At 62.0% G+C, this 15676-nt stretch carries 16 protein-coding genes; 12 read left to right on the top strand and 4 right to left on the bottom strand.

Annotation, left to right across the window (positions count from 1 at the left end):
• Positions 1-188 precede the first annotated feature (188 nt).
• The gene (locus HS968_RS11990) at positions 189-1772 is read left to right on the top strand and encodes a BCCT family transporter (protein WP_202884207.1); all 1584 of its coding nucleotides are present in this window, start codon (positions 189-191) and stop codon (positions 1770-1772) included.
• A gap of 56 nt (positions 1773-1828) precedes the next feature.
• Here HS968_RS11990 and HS968_RS11995 read toward each other — a convergent pair whose 3' ends face one another.
• Together HS968_RS11995 and HS968_RS12000 are read right to left on the bottom strand one after the other, a co-directional pair.
• Positions 1829-2116 carry a DUF3509 domain-containing protein gene (locus tag HS968_RS11995; RefSeq protein WP_119691084.1) on the bottom strand — a complete coding sequence of 96 codons (288 nt, stop codon included), beginning with the start codon at positions 2114-2116 and terminating at the stop codon, positions 1829-1831.
• A 53-nt stretch (positions 2117-2169) separates the two neighbouring features.
• Complete coding sequence (locus tag HS968_RS12000; protein WP_119691085.1) at positions 2170-2391, bottom strand: hypothetical protein; 222 nt, start codon at positions 2389-2391, stop codon at positions 2170-2172.
• A gap of 465 nt (positions 2392-2856) precedes the next feature.
• Here HS968_RS12000 and dnaX point away from each other — a divergent pair, with 465 nt between their 5' ends.
• The 5 genes from dnaX (at position 2857) to HS968_RS12025 (ending at position 7986) form a co-directional block, all read left to right on the top strand.
• Positions 2857-4977 (top strand): DNA polymerase III subunit gamma/tau, encoded by a 2121-nt coding sequence (gene dnaX / locus HS968_RS12005; protein WP_182371413.1) that lies wholly within the window; start codon positions 2857-2859, stop codon positions 4975-4977.
• Positions 4978-5024: 47 nt separating this feature from the next.
• Positions 5025-5351, top strand: coding sequence for a YbaB/EbfC family nucleoid-associated protein (locus HS968_RS12010; RefSeq protein ID WP_179621669.1), 327 nt, complete (start codon positions 5025-5027; stop codon positions 5349-5351).
• Between the two features lie 212 nt (positions 5352-5563).
• The gene (recR, locus tag HS968_RS12015) at positions 5564-6163 is read left to right on the top strand and encodes a recombination mediator RecR (RefSeq protein ID WP_074940391.1); all 600 of its coding nucleotides are present in this window, start codon (positions 5564-5566) and stop codon (positions 6161-6163) included.
• Positions 6164-6192: 29 nt separating this feature from the next.
• Positions 6193-6771 carry an eCIS core domain-containing protein gene (locus tag HS968_RS12020; protein ID WP_182371414.1) on the top strand — a complete coding sequence of 193 codons (579 nt, stop codon included), beginning with the start codon at positions 6193-6195 and terminating at the stop codon, positions 6769-6771.
• A gap of 66 nt (positions 6772-6837) precedes the next feature.
• On the top strand, positions 6838-7986 hold the full coding sequence (locus tag HS968_RS12025) for an acyl-CoA dehydrogenase family protein (protein ID WP_182371415.1): 1149 nt from the start codon (positions 6838-6840) through the stop codon (positions 7984-7986).
• An 88-nt stretch (positions 7987-8074) separates the two neighbouring features.
• Here the strand turns inward: HS968_RS12025 and HS968_RS12030 are convergent, their stop codons facing one another.
• Positions 8075-9022, bottom strand: a complete 948-nt coding sequence (locus HS968_RS12030) for an AraC family transcriptional regulator (protein WP_182371416.1) — start codon at positions 9020-9022, stop codon at positions 8075-8077.
• Positions 9023-9335: 313 nt separating this feature from the next.
• On the opposite strand from HS968_RS12030, the gene HS968_RS12035 reads away from it, so the two are divergent.
• From HS968_RS12035 to HS968_RS12060, 6 genes are all read left to right on the top strand, one after another.
• Positions 9336-9482, top strand: a complete 147-nt coding sequence (locus HS968_RS12035) for a hypothetical protein (RefSeq protein ID WP_179589592.1) — start codon at positions 9336-9338, stop codon at positions 9480-9482.
• 19 nt (positions 9483-9501) lie between these two features.
• Positions 9502-9801, top strand: coding sequence for an antibiotic biosynthesis monooxygenase (locus tag HS968_RS12040; protein ID WP_119691091.1), 300 nt, complete (start codon positions 9502-9504; stop codon positions 9799-9801).
• A 78-nt stretch (positions 9802-9879) separates the two neighbouring features.
• Entirely contained in the window at positions 9880-11169 is a 1290-nt protein-coding gene (locus HS968_RS12045) for an NAD(P)/FAD-dependent oxidoreductase (RefSeq protein ID WP_182371417.1), read from the top strand.
• Between the two features lie 16 nt (positions 11170-11185).
• Positions 11186-11743: a helix-turn-helix domain-containing protein gene (locus HS968_RS12050; protein WP_182371418.1), complete on the top strand. Its 558-nt coding sequence runs from the start codon at positions 11186-11188 to the stop codon at positions 11741-11743.
• A gap of 26 nt (positions 11744-11769) precedes the next feature.
• Positions 11770-13116 (top strand): glutamine synthetase family protein, encoded by a 1347-nt coding sequence (locus HS968_RS12055; RefSeq protein ID WP_182371419.1) that lies wholly within the window; start codon positions 11770-11772, stop codon positions 13114-13116.
• Positions 13117-13139: 23 nt separating this feature from the next.
• Positions 13140-14507: an aspartate aminotransferase family protein gene (locus HS968_RS12060; RefSeq protein WP_182371420.1), complete on the top strand. Its 1368-nt coding sequence runs from the start codon at positions 13140-13142 to the stop codon at positions 14505-14507.
• A 149-nt stretch (positions 14508-14656) separates the two neighbouring features.
• Here the strand turns inward: HS968_RS12060 and HS968_RS12065 are convergent, their stop codons facing one another.
• Positions 14657-15673, bottom strand: a complete 1017-nt coding sequence (locus tag HS968_RS12065) for an alpha/beta hydrolase (protein ID WP_182371421.1) — start codon at positions 15671-15673, stop codon at positions 14657-14659.
• Between the last annotated feature and the right edge of the window lie 3 nt (positions 15674-15676).

Raw genomic sequence — 15676 nt, forward strand, 5'->3', positions numbered from 1 at the left:
CCTGCGAGCGTTGAATCTCAATTATGGTTGATGGTATACCATAATATATCGCAAGGCTGGCCATTCTCCAGCGCGCACTCTGGCTCATCACTTCGGTGCGTCAGGTGCTGGTGGAGCCATACCCGGTTTGGCATCCATGCATGCCTGCGACGCCCCATTGGTTGCACAACAAGAATAAGGAGACGCCTGTGAGCGTACGCCCCAACTCGCCTCTCGAACGCTGGTTCGCGGGAGTCAGCCCAACCATGGCGATTGCCTCCATCGCCATGGTGTTCGCCTTCGTGCTGTTCACTGTCACCAACGCCGATCTGGCCAACGGCCTCTACAGCGGTGCTAAGGCCTGGATCGAGCGATCCTTGGGCTGGTACTACGTGGCGGTGGTCAGCGGCGTGCTGTTCTTCACCTGCTGGGTGGGCCTCAGCCGTTTCGGCAACCTGCGCTTGGGCAAGGATGATGAGCGTCCGGAGTTCAGCAACTATTCCTGGTTCGCCATGCTGTTCAGTGCGGCAGTGGGAACCGGCCTGTTGTTCTGGAGCATCGCCGAGCCGCTGATGCACATGCAGGGCAATCCCTTCATGGAGATGGCCGGTGTCGAAGCCGGTGGTGTGGAGGCCGCTCAGGTTGCGTTACGCATCACCATGTTCCACTGGGGCCTGCATGGCTGGGCCATCTACATCATCGTTGGCCTGATCCTGGCTTACTTCACCTACCGTCGTGGCCTGCCACTGACGGTGCGTTCGGCGCTCTATCCGATTCTGGGGGAGCGTATCCATGGGCCCATCGGTCACGCGGTCGATCTGCTGGCGATCTTCAGTACCCTGTTCGGTACTGCCACGACCCTCGGCCTGGGCGTGTCACAAATGAATGCGGGGCTCAGCTACATGTTCGGCTGGGAGGTATCGGTCGGTACGCAGCTGCTGTTGATCGCGGTGACCTCCATCGTGGCGACCCTCTCGGCGGTCTCCGGCGTCGGGCGCGGCATCCTCTGGCTCAGTCACTGGAACATCCGCTTGAGCAGTGTCCTTTTCCTGTTCCTTTTGCTGGCCGGGCCAACGGTTTTTCTGCTGGGGTTGTATGCCACCAGTATCGGCGACTACCTCGCTCATTTCGTGCCCATGGGGTTGTGGACCGACCCGCAGCCAGAGCGCCAATGGCAGGGCTGGTGGACCATCTTCTACTGGGGCTGGTGGCTGTCGTGGGGCCCGTTCGTGGGGATGTTCATCGCGCGCATCTCCCGCGGCCGTACCGTGCGCCAGGTGGTGGTAGGCGGCATGCTGTCGGCGACCCTGGGGGCTTTCCTGTGGATCGTCATCATGGGCGGTACTGGCGTGCACTTGCAGCTCAGTGGCGTCGATCTGGCCAGCGTTGCCAACAACGACCTGACGATGGTGCTGTACAAGACCATCGAAGGCCTGAGCGTGGAATGGGCGACCATGGCAATGGCCGCACTGGCGACGCTGATGATCGCCAGCTGGTTCGTCACCTCGGCTGACTCGGCGACCCTGGTGATCTGCACCATTCTGTCGATGGGCAATCCGAACCCGCCGCGTAGCTATCGCGTCATCTGGGGCATCGGCCTTGGTGCGTTGGCGGCTGTGTTGTTGCTGGCCGGTGGGTTGCAAGGGCTTCAAGCCGCCACGATTGTTGCGGCGCTGCCGTTCTCGCTGGTTCTGCTGCTGATCTGCTATTGCCTGGTCAAGGCAGTGCACGAGGAAGAGAGGGCGGCGTCGATGAATTCCCTCGAGGTATTGGCGGCGCCTGGCTCGCGATAGATCGTTCACCCATAAAAAAGCCCGCATGATGCGGGCTTTCTCGTTAATGCAGGGAATCAGGCAATGCGGTAATTGAGCACGCTGTCCTGTTCCTTGAGCGTCTTGCGTAGATCCGCCGGGATATTGCCGGCGCGCACGGCCAGTTCCAGGCGGATTTCTTCCAGGCTCTGGGCGAAGGCATTCTGGTCGGTGATTTGCGGCTTGGCCAGGACGCGGCTGTAGACGGTGCTGTCGCTCTCGTCGAGCAGGGCGAGGATGATGCTGCCGTCCGGTCGTGGCGAGCTGAAGCTGGCGCGCAGCGGATTGAACAGATGATCGACGAGTTGCTGGTTGGTGAGTTCCATGTCCTACTCCATCCTGAGGTTGGCAACCTTCGACCTCAGGATGATGATTTAGTTCAGGCTGTAAGCGACTGGCGGGTACGCTCGATCACCTGTTGCAGCGACTCGTCGTTGTACTGGCCAGGGTAGAGGCGCTGGCTGTACTGGGCGATACCGGTCTTGTCGACCAGGGTAAAGCTGAAGCTGCCCTTGCGCGCTGCCTGGATGCGGCAATCGAAGGGAGCGAAGGCGTGAGTCAGCGTGCTGATGGCTTTCTGAATTTGATGTTGAGCATTCATTTTTCTAGGTATTTCCTTAAAGCATGTGCGCTTCGTTGCGCGTGGTGTAGCTCCATGTGGTTGGCCGAAAAGCGGCCATAGCATGTCAACCGATCGGAGCTTGATTAGCACGATAAAGTTCCATTGTTACGGTTCTTCGGCGTGGTCGGTACGTCGGAGGCAGGCAGAGGAACTGCGCCGATAAACGGCGAGTCGGCCTGATCAGTCAGCAGGTGGGATCGGGGAGGGCGGTAGCGCGGGGATGCGCTAGACGTTGAACCGGGAAACCAGCGAGGGGGCGCAAAGGCCTTAATGACTTACAGCGTGGTACGAACGGCGCGGATGATACTGCTTTGTTCAAGAAATAACCAGCGCTATTTCTCGGGTCAGAGCGATGCCGCTGCATACATGCCGGTGGCGGATGCAATTTGCCGGTTGCTCCGCTAGGATTAGCCCACTTTTGCTTTCCTCATATGACGGTTTTCCATGAGTTATCAGGTTCTTGCACGTAAATGGCGTCCGCGCTCGTTCCGCGAAATGGTCGGCCAGACCCATGTGCTCAAAGCCCTGATCAACGCCCTGGATAGCCAGCGTCTGCACCATGCCTACCTGTTCACCGGCACCCGCGGCGTCGGTAAGACCACCATCGCGCGGATCATCGCCAAGTGCCTGAACTGCGAAACCGGCATCAGTTCCACGCCCTGCGGCACCTGCTCGGTGTGCCGGGAGATCGACGAGGGCCGCTTCGTCGACCTGATCGAAGTGGACGCCGCCAGCCGCACCAAGGTCGAAGACACCCGTGAGCTGCTCGACAACGTGCAGTATTCGCCGAGCCGCGGGCGCTTCAAGGTCTACCTGATCGACGAAGTGCACATGCTCTCCACCAGTTCCTTCAACGCCCTGTTGAAGACGCTGGAGGAGCCGCCACCCCACGTCAAATTCCTCCTCGCCACCACCGACCCGCAGAAATTGCCGGTCACCGTGCTGTCGCGCTGCCTGCAATTCTCGCTGAAGAACATGCCGCCGGAGCGGGTGGTCGAGCACCTGACCCACGTACTCACTGCCGAGAACGTACCGTTCGAGGACGACGCCCTGTGGCTGCTCGGCCGCGCGGCCGACGGCTCGATGCGCGACGCCATGAGCCTGACCGACCAGGCCATCGCTTTTGGGGAAGGCAAGGTACTGGCGGCTGACGTGCGCGCCATGCTCGGCACACTCGATCACGGTCAGGTCTATGGCGTATTGCATGCGCTGATCGAAGGTGATGCGCGGGCACTGATCGAAGCGGTGCGTCATCTGGCCGAGCAGGGGCCGGACTGGAATGGCGTGCTTTCGGAAATGCTCAACGTCCTGCATCGTGTGGCGATAGCCCAGGCGCTGCCTGAAGCAGTCGACAACGGTCAGGGTGACCGCGAGCGCGTACTGCAACTGGCCCAGGCACTGCCGGCCGAGGACGTGCAGTTCTACTATCAGATGGGCTTGATTGGCCGTCGTGATTTACCGCTGGCGCCTGAGCCGCGCGGTGGCTTCGAGATGGTGCTGCTGCGTATGCTGGCTTTCCGTCCGGCGGGAGGCGACGATGCACCCAAGGTCACGCTAAAGCCCTTGGGGATCAGCCAGGCCACTGCTGATTCCCAACAAAGCCCAGTGGCCGGCACCGCTATGCCGGCTCCCTTGGTTTCTGCTCCAGCTCCCGTCGTCGCTCCGGCGGCTGCAATCGCTCACGTCGCCCCTGCTGCGGTTGAGCCCAGCCCTGTGCTGCCGGCTCCAAGTGTCACATCGGTTGTCAGCGAGCCGGTTCGGCCTGCTGACGTGCCTGTAGCGCCGGCCGCTAGCCTGCCCGCCGAGCCCGAGCCCGAGCCCGAGCCCGAGTCCGAGCCCGAGCCCGAGCCCGCTGCTCCTGTGGTGGATGTGCCTTGGGCAACCGCCAAGGCTGCTGAGCCTGTCGCCGAGCCCGTTCAGCCAGTCGCCCCGGCTGAGCCGGAGATCAAGGCTGCCGAGCCTCTTGTCGAGCAGGCTGCACCGGCTGAAATGTCGGTGCCGAGTGAGATTGCACAACCACTCGCCGATACCGACGCTGGTGATGACGAGCCACCGCCTGGTGACTACGACTACGTCGAAATGGACGCCGAAACCCTCGATTACGATTTCGGCCAAGCTGAAACCGCGACGCCCGCGGTCGAAGAGCCTCTGCCGGCCGCCAAGCCGGCTACCGGTCTGGCGGCAGAGTGGCTGTCACTGTTCCCGCAGCTTGGCCTGGGCGGCATGACCGGCAGTATTGCTGCCAACTGCACCCTGATCGAAGCCAACGGTGACGACTGGCTGCTGCATCTGGATCCGGCGCACAGCGCGCTGTTCAACCCGACTCAGCAGCGTCGTCTGAATGATGCGCTGAACCAGCAGCAGGGGCGCAGCATCAAATTGCGCATCGAGCTGTGCAAGCCCGAGCAAGAAACCCCGGCGCAGGCCGCTGCGCGTCGTCGCGCTGAGCGCCAGCGCAGCGCCGAAGCGTCCATTCATGCCGACCCGCTGGTGCAGCAAATGATTCAGCAGTTCGCCGCCAAGGTGCGCGACGACAGCATCGAACCTATCGATACTCCCAGCTAACCGGTCGTTTCAACGATTTGTTTAACCCGAACACCGAGGATACCGAGATGATGAAAGGTGGTATGGCAGGCCTGATGAAGCAGGCCCAGCAGATGCAGGAAAAAATGCAGAAGATGCAGGAAGAGCTGGCCAATGCCGAAGTGACCGGCCAGTCCGGCGCTGGTCTGGTCAGCGTGGTGATGACCGGGCGTCACGACGTCAAGCGCATCAACCTGGATGACAGCCTGATGCAGGAAGACAAGGAAGTGCTCGAAGACCTGATCGCTGCAGCGGTCAACGATGCCGTGCGCAAGATCGAGCAGAACAGCCAGGACAAGATGTCCGGCATGACGGCAGGGATGCAGCTCCCCCCCGGCTTCAAAATGCCTTTCTGACAGGCTTCGTGCCGTCCAGTCGACGCACATGGCAGCGTTGCCGGCGAACTCGGAATCCTCATGTGCTCCAGCACACTGCGGTTCCTCGTTCGCCGGCGCCTTGCCCTGCACGCCGCCTGATCGCCACTCTTACTTGTGTTGATCGCATGTTCAGTTCGTAGGGTGGGCTTTAGCCCACCAGATCATTGCCCGCCAATTTTTGCAGGACTTCCATGAGCTTCAGCCCCCTTATTCGCCAGTTGATCGACTCTCTGCGCATCCTGCCTGGTGTTGGGCAGAAGACCGCACAGCGCATGGCGCTGCAACTGCTCGAGCGTGATCGCAGCGGCGGTCAGCGTCTGGCGCAGGCGCTCAATGCTGCAATGGAAGGGGTTGGGCATTGCAAGCGCTGCCGCAGTCTGAGCGAAGACGAGATCTGCCAGCTGTGCCTGGACGAGCGCCGCGATGACAGCTTGCTGTGCGTGGTGGAAGGCCCGATGGATGTGCATGCCGTGGAGCAGACCGGTTTTCGCGGGCGCTATTTCGTGCTCAAGGGGCATCTGTCGCCGCTTGATGGCCTGGGCCCGGAGGCCATTGGTATTCCAGCGTTGCTAGAGCGTATCGAGGCCGGTGCGTTCAGCGAAGTGATCCTGGCGACCAACCCGACGGTAGAGGGCGAGGCCACGGCGCACTACATCGCGCAGATCCTTGCCGGCAAAGGCCTGGTCGCTTCGCGTATCGCCCATGGCATGCCACTTGGTGGCGAGCTGGAATTGGTCGATGGCGGCACGCTGGCTCACGCACTGGCCGGTCGGCGCCCGATCAGTCTCTGAACCATCAGCCCCTTCTATTCGGAGTGCCTGTGATCAACGACACTCTGCGCCGTATTGCCCTGCTGCTCCTGCTGGCAGCGCCCCTGACCGCACAAGCCCAGTGCCCGACCGGGCAGATACAGGTGTGCCTGGGCGGCTCCTGCTTGTGCGTGCCGGATCCAGTGCGGATGCGTGAAGATGGCCTGAACCTGGCGGCGGCGCGGCTCGAAGCCTGGTTGCTGCAGTCTCGCCAGGCAGCGCTACGCGCTGGTACCGAACCGATCCCTCTGATGATTCGCGCACAGCTCGCGCCATTTTACGACGACGCTTTGCTGGATGAAGTGCGCTTTCGTGTGGGCATTACCGATGAGATGGATGCCGCCACCGTCATGCTGCAGAACCCTGATGTGCAAGCTGTGACGCTGGTCGATGTGGTGGTGTTTCGCAGCGCTGCTGCCGCTGAGCAGGATGCGACGCTCTGGGCGCACGAACTCTGGCACGTGCAGCAGTACCGCGAGTGGGGCACCGATGGCTTTGCCCAGCGCTACACCCGCGATTTTCAGTCGGTGGAAGGGCCGGCCTACGAGATGCAGGAGCGAGTGAGAAAGGCGCTGCGCGAGCAAAAATGAAACGCTCGCTTGAAAACCAAGCAAGCGCTAGGTTAGGGTGGCCGAAACAATAACGGGAGTACCCGCATGGCCGCCCCTCTGTCGTATTTCGATGAATCCCATCAACTGGTTCGCGATTCCGTTCGGCGCTTCGTCGAGCGCGAGATCTTGCCGCATATCGATGAATGGGAGGAGGCCGAGGAGTTTCCTCGTGAGCTTTACCTCAAGGCAGGCGCAGCAGGCATTCTCGGTATCGGTTACCCCGAGCAGTACGGTGGTAGTCACGAAGGTGATGTATTCGCCAAGGTCGCAGCCAGCGAAGAGTTGATGCGCTGTGGCTCCGGTGGGCTGGTGGCTGGGCTTGGCTCGCTGGATATCGGCCTGCCACCGGTGCTCAAGTGGGCCAAACCGGCCGTGCGCGATCGTGTGGTACCGCAGGTACTGGCTGGCGAGAAGATCATGGCGCTGGCAGTGACCGAGCCTTCCGGCGGCTCCGATGTCGCCAATCTCAAGACCCGTGCTATGCGTGAGGGCGATCACTACCGCATCAACGGCAGCAAGACCTTCATCACCAGCGGTGTACGCGCCGATTACTACACCGTCGCGGTGCGCACGGGCAACGAGGGCTTCGGTGGTGTCAGCCTGCTGCTGGTAGAGAAGGGCACGCCGGGTTTCAGCGTTGGCCGCAAGCTGAAGAAGATGGGGTGGTGGGCATCGGATACCGCCGAGCTGTTCTTCGACGACTGCAAGGTGCCGGTGGAGAACCTGATCGGTGTGGAGAACGCCGGTTTCGCCTGTATCATGGCCAACTTCCAGAGCGAACGCCTGAGCCTGGCGATCATGGCCAACATGACCGCGCAACTGGCGCTGGAAGAGTCGATGAAGTGGGCGCGTGAACGCCAGGCGTTCGGCAAGCCGGTAGGCAAGTTCCAGGTGCTCAAGCACCGCCTGGCCGAGATGGCCACGCAACTCGAAGTCTCCCGTGAGTTCACCTACCGTCAGGCCGCGCAGATGGCGGCCGGCAGGAGCGTGATCAAGGAGATTTCCATGGCCAAGAACTTCGCCACCGATATCGCCGACCGCCTGACCTACGACGCCGTGCAGATCATGGGCGGGATGGGTTACATGCGTGAGAGCCTGGTCGAGCGCCTGTACCGCGACAACCGCATCCTTTCCATCGGCGGTGGCACGCGGGAAATCATGAACGAGATCATCGCCAAGCAGATGGGTTTGTAGCTGCAGGCGTGGGAGGGGCTTCAGCCGCGATCAGCCTAAACGAGACGAAAAAGCTCGCCGCTGAAGCGCCTCCCACGGAAATCGGTGATCAGGAGGCTTGCTGGTTCTGCGCTGCCTGGCGCAGGCGCGCGATATCACGCTGTGGTGGTGCGCCGAACAGGCGGCTGTACTCGCGGCTGAACTGTGAGGGGCTTTCGTAGCCGACGCGATAGCTGGCTGCCGCGGCTTCGAGGTTGTCGCACAGCATCAGCCGACGGGCCTCCTGTAGGCGCAGTTGCTTCTGGTATTGCAGCGGGCTGAACGCCGTAACGGCCTTGAAACGATGGTGCAGGGTCGATGGGCTGAGATTGACCTCGCGGGCCAGTTCCTCGATGCGCAGCGGCTGATCGAAGTTCTTGCGCAGCCATTCGATGGCGCGGGAGATACGCTGGCTCTGACTGTCAGCGATCACAATCTCATGCAGGCGATGGCCCTGCGGGCTGAGCAGCATGCGATAGAAAATCTCGCGCAATGCCAATGGCGCCAGCATGGCGATATCGCGCGGGGTTTCCAGCAGGCGCAACAGGCGGATCACCGCATCCAGCAAGCGTGGGTCGAGACGGTCGAGAAACAGTGCGCGCTGTGAGGCGGCATCGGGCGCCGGAATCGGTGGCATCTCGGTGAGCAGGCTGCTGATCAGCGCCGGATCGATCTCCAGCGCGATACTCAGGTACGGCGCCTCGGGGCTGGCCTCGATCACCCGTCCAGTTACCGGCAGAACCACTGAAGCCACCAGATAATTCAGTGGATCGTAAACATAGAGCTCATCGCCCAGACGAATCTCCTTGCGCCCCTGCGCGATGATGCACAGGCACGGGTCGTAAACCGTCTGCATCGGCAGGCTCGGCGTGGTGGCGCGCGCCAGCTTCAGGCCGGGAACGGCGGTGAGGTGCAGTCCGTCCTCGGGGACGAAGCGTTCGACCAGGCGCGCCATTTCGTGGCTCAGTTCGGCAAGGGGAGTGTCGAGATTTGTTGCGGTGTGAATGGGTGACTGCATGGCGAGCCTCCGAAAGGTCAGCGAAGCCTATCCAGGTTTTTCAGGCAAGTCATGAGGGGCGGCAGGATTAGGCAAATATTTGCCAGTAATGGGCAAATGGCCAGTGATACAGAGTATTTCAGGGATTCTTGCTGTCCCGTTCACTCATCAGGTGCGTTCTTTGGTGTGGCAGTTTTAGGCAAGAATTTGCCAGTAATCGACTAACGTCTTCGTGACCTTCGCCCTAATCTCTGTAGCCATCGCGTCGTGCCCCTGCGCTGATGCGAGCGATGCCACCCCGTCGAGGTGGCTCATGGGCCAGGAGGAGGAGACCATGTCCGGCAAATGGCTGATCGCGCCGCTGACTCTGTTACTGCTAGCCACTGCCTGGCTCGACTCCAAGGTCGGCGGGCGCGTGGTTTTCGATGAGCCGAACGCAGCGCCCCATGTTCTGCAGCGAAATGCTGCCGGTATGTACTGAGCGATTCCAGGAGGTTGCCATGAGCATCATTTACCGTATGACCATCCGCGCTCGCCACGACCGTTCGATTCGGTTGGGGCAGTGCCTGGCCCGGTTGGACGAAATTGGCCGTGATATTCCCGGTTGTCTGCGTCTGCGGGTATTCCCACTGCGTAGCGACCCGCTGATCTGGCAGGTGGAAGGGCAGTGGCGCTCGGTGGCGGCACGCGAAGCCTTCCTCGGTAGCGAAGGCCTGCGCCTGGTGTTGGCGCAAGCGATCAATGAAGGGCTGTTCACCCATCTCGACTGTGCGGTGGAGTTGCAGCAGCAGGTCGCCTGAGCCGCTCAGGCTTGCCTTTGTGAATTTATCTCTATAGATTTTCATGAAATTAATCATTTTAAATTTCATGAGTCGTCTATGTTCCGCCACGCCAGTGAGCACGTCGATAGCTACTACGCCGACAGTTGCAGAGATCGACTGAAGCACTATCCGGCCCTGCAAGGTGCCTTGCAGTGTGATGTGCTGGTGGTCGGCGCTGGTTTCAGTGGCCTGCACACCGCGTTGCGTCTGGCTCAGGCGGGCCGTCGGGTCATTCTCCTGGAAGCGAGTCGCGTAGCCTGGGCTGCCTCCGGGCGCAACGGCGGACAAGCGATTCTGGGCTGGTCCTGCGATATGCCGCCGCTGGAACACGCACTCGGTCTCGAGCGTGCTCGCCGTCTGTGGGACGGCATGACCTGGGCAGCCCAGGAAATACGTGAATTGCCGCAGCGCCATGGTTTCGACTGTGATTACCGTCGCGGTCACCTGTGGACGGCGGTGTTGCCCCGGCGTGTGGCGTTGCTGCATGAGTGGCAGGAGGAGGCCGCGTACAAATGGGGGCACCGCGCACTGCAGTTCGTGTCCCGCGAGCAAATGCCTGAATGGGTCGCCAGCGAGCGTTATCGCGCCGGCCTCTATGACCCTGAAGCCGGGCATCTCAACCCGCTAAAGCTGGCGCTCGGTCTGGCCGAGGCCTTCGTCGATGCCGGTGGGCAGATCTTCGAGCAGAGTCGTGCGCTGAGCCAGAGCGTGCATGGCGATGGCTACCGCGTACGTACCGAGCAGGGCAGTGTGCAGGCTGACAAGCTGGTACTGGCTTGCAACACCTATGTCGACAGCCTGGAGCCCCGTCTGGCCCGGCGCATTCTGCCGGTCGGCACCTACCAGATCGCCACCGAACCGCTGGGTGCCGAGCGTGCCGAGGCATTGTTGCCGCGCAATGCCTGCGTGACCGACAACCAGTTCGTTCTCGACTATTTCCGCCGTACGCCGGATCACCGTCTGCTGTTCGGCGGTGGCTGCACCTACCTGGGCGGCTTGCCAAAGGACGTTGCGGCGGCCACTCGACCGTTCCTCGAACGTGTCTTCCCGCAGTTGTCAGGTGTGGCCATCGACTTCGCCTGGGGCGGCCACATCGACGTGACCCGCGCCCGTACGCCGGACATCGGCGGTGAGAACGGCCGCTACTGGCTGCAGGGCTTCTCCGGCCACGGCGTGTTGCCGACCCTGGCAGCGGCGCGGGCGGTCAGCGATGCCATTCTCGGCAATGACGACGAACTGGCGTTGTACCGGCAACTGCACAACCCCGAATTCCCGTTCGGCGAACGCCTGGCGGCGCCGCTCGAGGCCATCGGCAAGGCCTGGTACCGACTGAGAGACAGCTTCTGAAATGGACAGCCCTGATATGGACAAGAATCTGGAGATGGCCGCTCTGGCCGTGCTCATCCATGACCTGCGCAAGCATAAGAAGGTCACCCTCAATGAGCTGGCCGAGCGTATCGGTCGTTCCGTGGGCTTTCTCTCGCAGGTCGAACGTGGCCTGTCGCGCCCGACGGTGGAGGATCTGACCGCCATCGCCGAGGCGCTCGACGTACCGACCACCTATTTCTACAGCCTGCCCAAACCCAAGGAACTGGACTGGGTCACCCGCCCGGACGAGCGCCGCACCCTGTACCTGGCTGGCGGCATCACCGACATCATGGCGTCGCCCACCTTGCAGGGCGCGTTCATGGTGGTGGACAGCCTGCTCGAACCCGGCGCCAGCAGTGGCGAGCGGCAGATGAGCGACCGTTCCGAGCAGGCCGGCTACGTGCTCGAAGGCCAACTGACGCTGTGGCTGGGCGAGGACGAACAGAGCGCCACTCTTTACCCCGGCGACGTATTCCAGGTGCCGAGCTATGCGCGCCTGCGTTATGCCAACCAAGGCTACACCCCCGCGCGGGTGTTGTGGATCTACACCTGACCTCCCGTGAATCGGAAATAACCACAATGAACGCCACCCGAGTCGAGCTACTCGATGAAGTCCGTCAATTCCGCCAGGCCCACCCCGAGGTGCGCTTCGTCGACCTGATCTGCCTGGACATTCCCGGGCATTTCTATGGCAAGCGCTACCCCATCGAGATGCTGGAGAAGGTTGCCGCCGGCAGTGCTTTGAAACTGCCGCAGAACTGCGTGCTGCTCGGTGCTCAGGGCGGGCTCTACGAGATTGGCGACTACTGCTTCCATGATGGTGATCCGGACGCGCCGCGGCGCTTGATCCCCGGCACGCTCAAGCTAGTGAACTGGGAGCGCCAGCCGCTGGGGCAGATGCTGATCAGCTCCGATGGCACCGAAGCGCCCATCGAGTTCGAGCCGCGCGAGGTGCTGACGCGCGTGGTGCAGCGCTTGGCTGCGCGTGGCATTCGCCCGGTGGTGGCCTTCGAGCTGGAGTTCTACCTGTTCGACAAGTCGCTCAAGGATGGTCTGCCGCAGTACCCACGCGATGACGTGAGCGGTGATGCCGATGATCAACCGAACATGCACATCGAGCGGCTCTCGCGTTTCGCCGATGTACTCGACGACATCGCTGAGACCGCACGTCTGCAAGGTATCGACACCACGGTGATCACCGCCGAGATCGGCCCGGGGCAGTTCGAGATCAATTTTAGCCACAGCGCCGACCCGATGCAGGCTGCCGACTGGTCGGCGCTGTTCTGTCGGCTGACCCGTGGCGTGGCGTTGAAGCATGGCCATCGCGCCAGCTTCATGGCCAAGCCGTACCTGCAGTATCCGGGCAGTGGCATGCATATCCACGTCAGTCTGTACGACGAGGCTGGCGACAACCTGCTGGCGCGTGACGAGCAGCGCCCATTGCGGCATGCCGTGGCCGGCTGTCTGAGCCTGTTGCCGGAACTGATGCCGATCTACGCGCCGAACCACAACAGCTACCGCCGCTTTGGCGCCCAGGTGAACTCGGCGAGCAAGGCCAGTTGGGGCTTCGAGGATCGCGACGCCTGCGTGCGCATTCCCGAGTCGGACGCGCGCAACCTGCGCCTGGAGTTCCGCCTGCCGGGCGCCGATGCCAACCCCTATCTGGTGCTGGCGGCATTGCTGACCAGTATCGAGCATGGCCTCGACGCTCAGGTCGAACCCATCGCACCACTGAATGACGACCGCAGCAGCGGCGTCGACTTTCCCAACGACATGCTCGACGCCGTGCGCCGAATGCAGGCCAGCGAGCGCGTCGCCGCCGGCCTCGGCAGCGAGTTCGTCATGGTTTATTGCGAGAACAAACGCCAGGATCACCTGGCCTTCATGCACGACATCAGCCCGCGCGAATACCGCTGGTATCTGTGATGTCCCGGATCGAAGGAGGCGACATGAATAACTCGAAAACCGCACACTGGCAGGCGCTGAGCCAGGCCCACCACCTGGCGCCGTTCAGTGATTACAGGCAGCTGGCCGAGAAGGGCCCGCGCATCATCACCGAGGCCAAGGGTGTGCACCTGTGGGACAGCGAGGGCAACAAGATCCTCGATGGCATGGCTGGCCTGTGGTGCGTGGCCGTCGGCTATGGCCGCGAGGAGCTGGTCGCTGCAGCTTCCAAACAGATGTTGCAGCTGCCGTTCTACAACACCTTCTTCCAGACCGCTCACCCGCCAGTCCTGGAACTGGCGCATGCCATCTCCAAGTTGGCGCCGGCCGGCATGAACCATGTGTTCTTCACCGGTTCGGGTTCGGAAGGCAATGACACCATGCTGCGTCTGGTGCGCCACTACTGGGCGTGCAAGGGCCAGCCGAACAAGAAAATCATCATCGGTCGCGACAATGGCTACCACGGCTCCACCGTGGCCGGCGCCAGCCTCGGCGGCATGAAGTTCATGCACGAGCAGGGCGACCTGCCGATTCCAGGTATCGCGCATATCCCGCAGCCGTACTGGTTCGGCGAGGGCGGCGAGCAATCGCCGGAAGAGTTCGGCATCTGGGCCGCCGACCAGTTGGAGAAGAAGATTCTCGAACTGGGTGAAGACAATGTCGCAGCCTTTATCGCCGAGCCGATCCAGGGCGCCGGTGGCGTGATCATTCCGCCGGACAGCTACTGGCCGCGCATCAAGGAAATCCTCGCCAAGTACGACATTCTCTTCGTCGCCGACGAGGTGATCTGCGGCTTCGGCCGTACCGGCGAGTGGTTCGGCAGCCAGTACTACGACCTGAAACCTGACCTGATGACCATCGCCAAGGGCCTTACCAGCGGCTACGTGCCGATGGGTGGGCTGATCGTCAGCGACAAGGTGTTCGAGGTGATCGAGGCGCACGGCGACTTCAACCATGGCTTCACCTATTCCGGGCATCCGGTAGCGGCAGCGGTGGGGCTGGAGAACCTGCGTATTCTCAAGGAAGAGGGCATCGTCGAGCGCGTGAAGGCGCAAACCGCACCGTACCTGCAGAAGCGCCTGCGTGAGCTGGCGGATCATCCGTTGGTAGGCGAAGTGCGTGGCGTCGGCATGCTCGGTGCGATCGAGTTGGTGCAGGACAAAGCGACGCGCAAGCGTTATCCGGGTGATGTGGGCGTGGGCATGATCTGCCGCGGCCACTGCTTCGACAACGGCCTGATCATGCGCGCGGTGGGCGACACCATGATCATCGCGCCACCGCTGGTGATCAGCCAGGCGGAAGTGGATGAGCTGGTGGAGAAAGCGCGCAAGTGCCTGGATCTAACCTGGGAGCAGGTGCGTAGCGCCGTGTAAGCAGCAATTCGCGGCTGAAGCGGAATGGCGCCAAGTCGCTCCTACAGATGTAGCAGCGTTCGCGTAGGAGCGGCTTTAGCCGCGAAGGACGATGATCAAAAGAAAACCCCGCAACCGTTACCGGTGGCGGGGTTTCTTTTTTCAGCCACTTACTTGAGGCTGTTCTTCAGCGTCTGCGCAGCCTGATCCAGCGCAGTACGTACCGCCGGTACTTCAGCCACGACATTGAGCAGGCCATAGTCGTGGATCATGCCGTTGTAGCGCACGGTGGTCACCGGCACACCCGCCGCGTTCAGGCGACGGGCGTAGGCTTCGCCTTCATCGCGCAGCACGTCCATCTCGGCGGTTTGCACCAGGGCTGGCGGCAGACCTTTTAGCTGTTCCAGACTGGCGCGCAGTGGCGAGGCATAGATCTCGTTACGCTGTTTCGGGTCGGTGGTGTAGTTGTCCCAGAACCATTCCATCATGCCGCGGGTCAGGAAATGGCCTTCGGCGAACTGGTTGTAGGACGCATTGTTGAAGTTGGCATCGGTCACTGGCCACAGCAGCACCTGGGCGCGCAGTTTTGGCGTACCGGCTTCCTTGGCCTTGATGGCCACCACGGCTGCCATGTTGCCGCCAACGCTGTTGCCGGCTACTGCCAGGCGCGAACCGTCGACACTGATCTGGCTGCCGTTGTCAGCGACCCATTTGGTTGCAGCGTATGCCTGGTTGATCGCGGTCGGGTACTTGGCCTCGGGCGACGGCGTGTAGTCGACGTAGATCGCAGCAGCACCAGAGCCCACCACCAGATCACGGATCAGGCGTTCGTGAGTCGGATAGTCACCCAGCACCCAGCCACCGCCGTGGAAGAACATGAAGCCCGGCAGAATGCCGCGCGCACCTTCCGGTCGTACCACCTTGAGGGTGAGCGACTGGCCATTCACCTGGATCACCTTGGTGTCGACCACGATACCTGACAGATCCACCTTGACCCCGGCCTGAGCACCGACCAGTACGGCACGGGCGTCTTTCGGCGAGAGGGTTTCCAGTGGTTGACCGCCGCCAGCGGCCAGGGCGTCGAGGAACCCTTGGGTGGTGCGCTCGACGCCGGGGCTGCCGGCGGCGAAGCTGCTGTTGATGGCCAGGGCAAGCAGCCCGGCAGTCAGAGTGCGCGAGATTTTCATGGT

Source organism: Pseudomonas berkeleyensis, from assembly GCF_014109765.1.
In the GTDB taxonomy this organism is placed as follows: domain Bacteria; phylum Pseudomonadota; class Gammaproteobacteria; order Pseudomonadales; family Pseudomonadaceae; genus Aquipseudomonas; species Aquipseudomonas berkeleyensis.

Excerpts from the sequence above, each read along its gene's own strand:
- HS968_RS11995 (WP_119691084.1), bottom strand. The coding sequence starts at position 2,116 with ATGGAACTCACCAACCAGCAACTCGTCGATCATCTGTTCAATCCGCTG.
- HS968_RS12060 (WP_182371420.1), top strand. The coding sequence starts at position 13,140 with ATGAATAACTCGAAAACCGCACACTGGCAGGCGCTGAGCCAGGCCCAC.
- HS968_RS12025 (WP_182371415.1), top strand. The coding sequence starts at position 6,838 with ATGGCCGCCCCTCTGTCGTATTTCGATGAATCCCATCAACTGGTTCGC.
- HS968_RS12055 (WP_182371419.1), top strand. The coding sequence starts at position 11,770 with ATGAACGCCACCCGAGTCGAGCTACTCGATGAAGTCCGTCAATTCCGC.
- HS968_RS12035 (WP_179589592.1), top strand. The coding sequence starts at position 9,336 with ATGTCCGGCAAATGGCTGATCGCGCCGCTGACTCTGTTACTGCTAGCC.
- HS968_RS12045 (WP_182371417.1), top strand. The coding sequence starts at position 9,880 with ATGTTCCGCCACGCCAGTGAGCACGTCGATAGCTACTACGCCGACAGT.
- recR (WP_074940391.1), top strand. The coding sequence starts at position 5,564 with ATGAGCTTCAGCCCCCTTATTCGCCAGTTGATCGACTCTCTGCGCATC.
- HS968_RS12050 (WP_182371418.1), top strand. The coding sequence starts at position 11,186 with ATGGACAAGAATCTGGAGATGGCCGCTCTGGCCGTGCTCATCCATGAC.
- HS968_RS12010 (WP_179621669.1), top strand. The coding sequence starts at position 5,025 with ATGATGAAAGGTGGTATGGCAGGCCTGATGAAGCAGGCCCAGCAGATG.
- HS968_RS12030 (WP_182371416.1), bottom strand. The coding sequence starts at position 9,022 with ATGCAGTCACCCATTCACACCGCAACAAATCTCGACACTCCCCTTGCC.
- HS968_RS12040 (WP_119691091.1), top strand. The coding sequence starts at position 9,502 with ATGAGCATCATTTACCGTATGACCATCCGCGCTCGCCACGACCGTTCG.
- dnaX (WP_182371413.1), top strand. The coding sequence starts at position 2,857 with ATGAGTTATCAGGTTCTTGCACGTAAATGGCGTCCGCGCTCGTTCCGC.
- HS968_RS12000 (WP_119691085.1), bottom strand. The coding sequence starts at position 2,391 with ATGAATGCTCAACATCAAATTCAGAAAGCCATCAGCACGCTGACTCAC.
- HS968_RS12065 (WP_182371421.1), bottom strand. The coding sequence starts at position 15,673 with ATGAAAATCTCGCGCACTCTGACTGCCGGGCTGCTTGCCCTGGCCATC.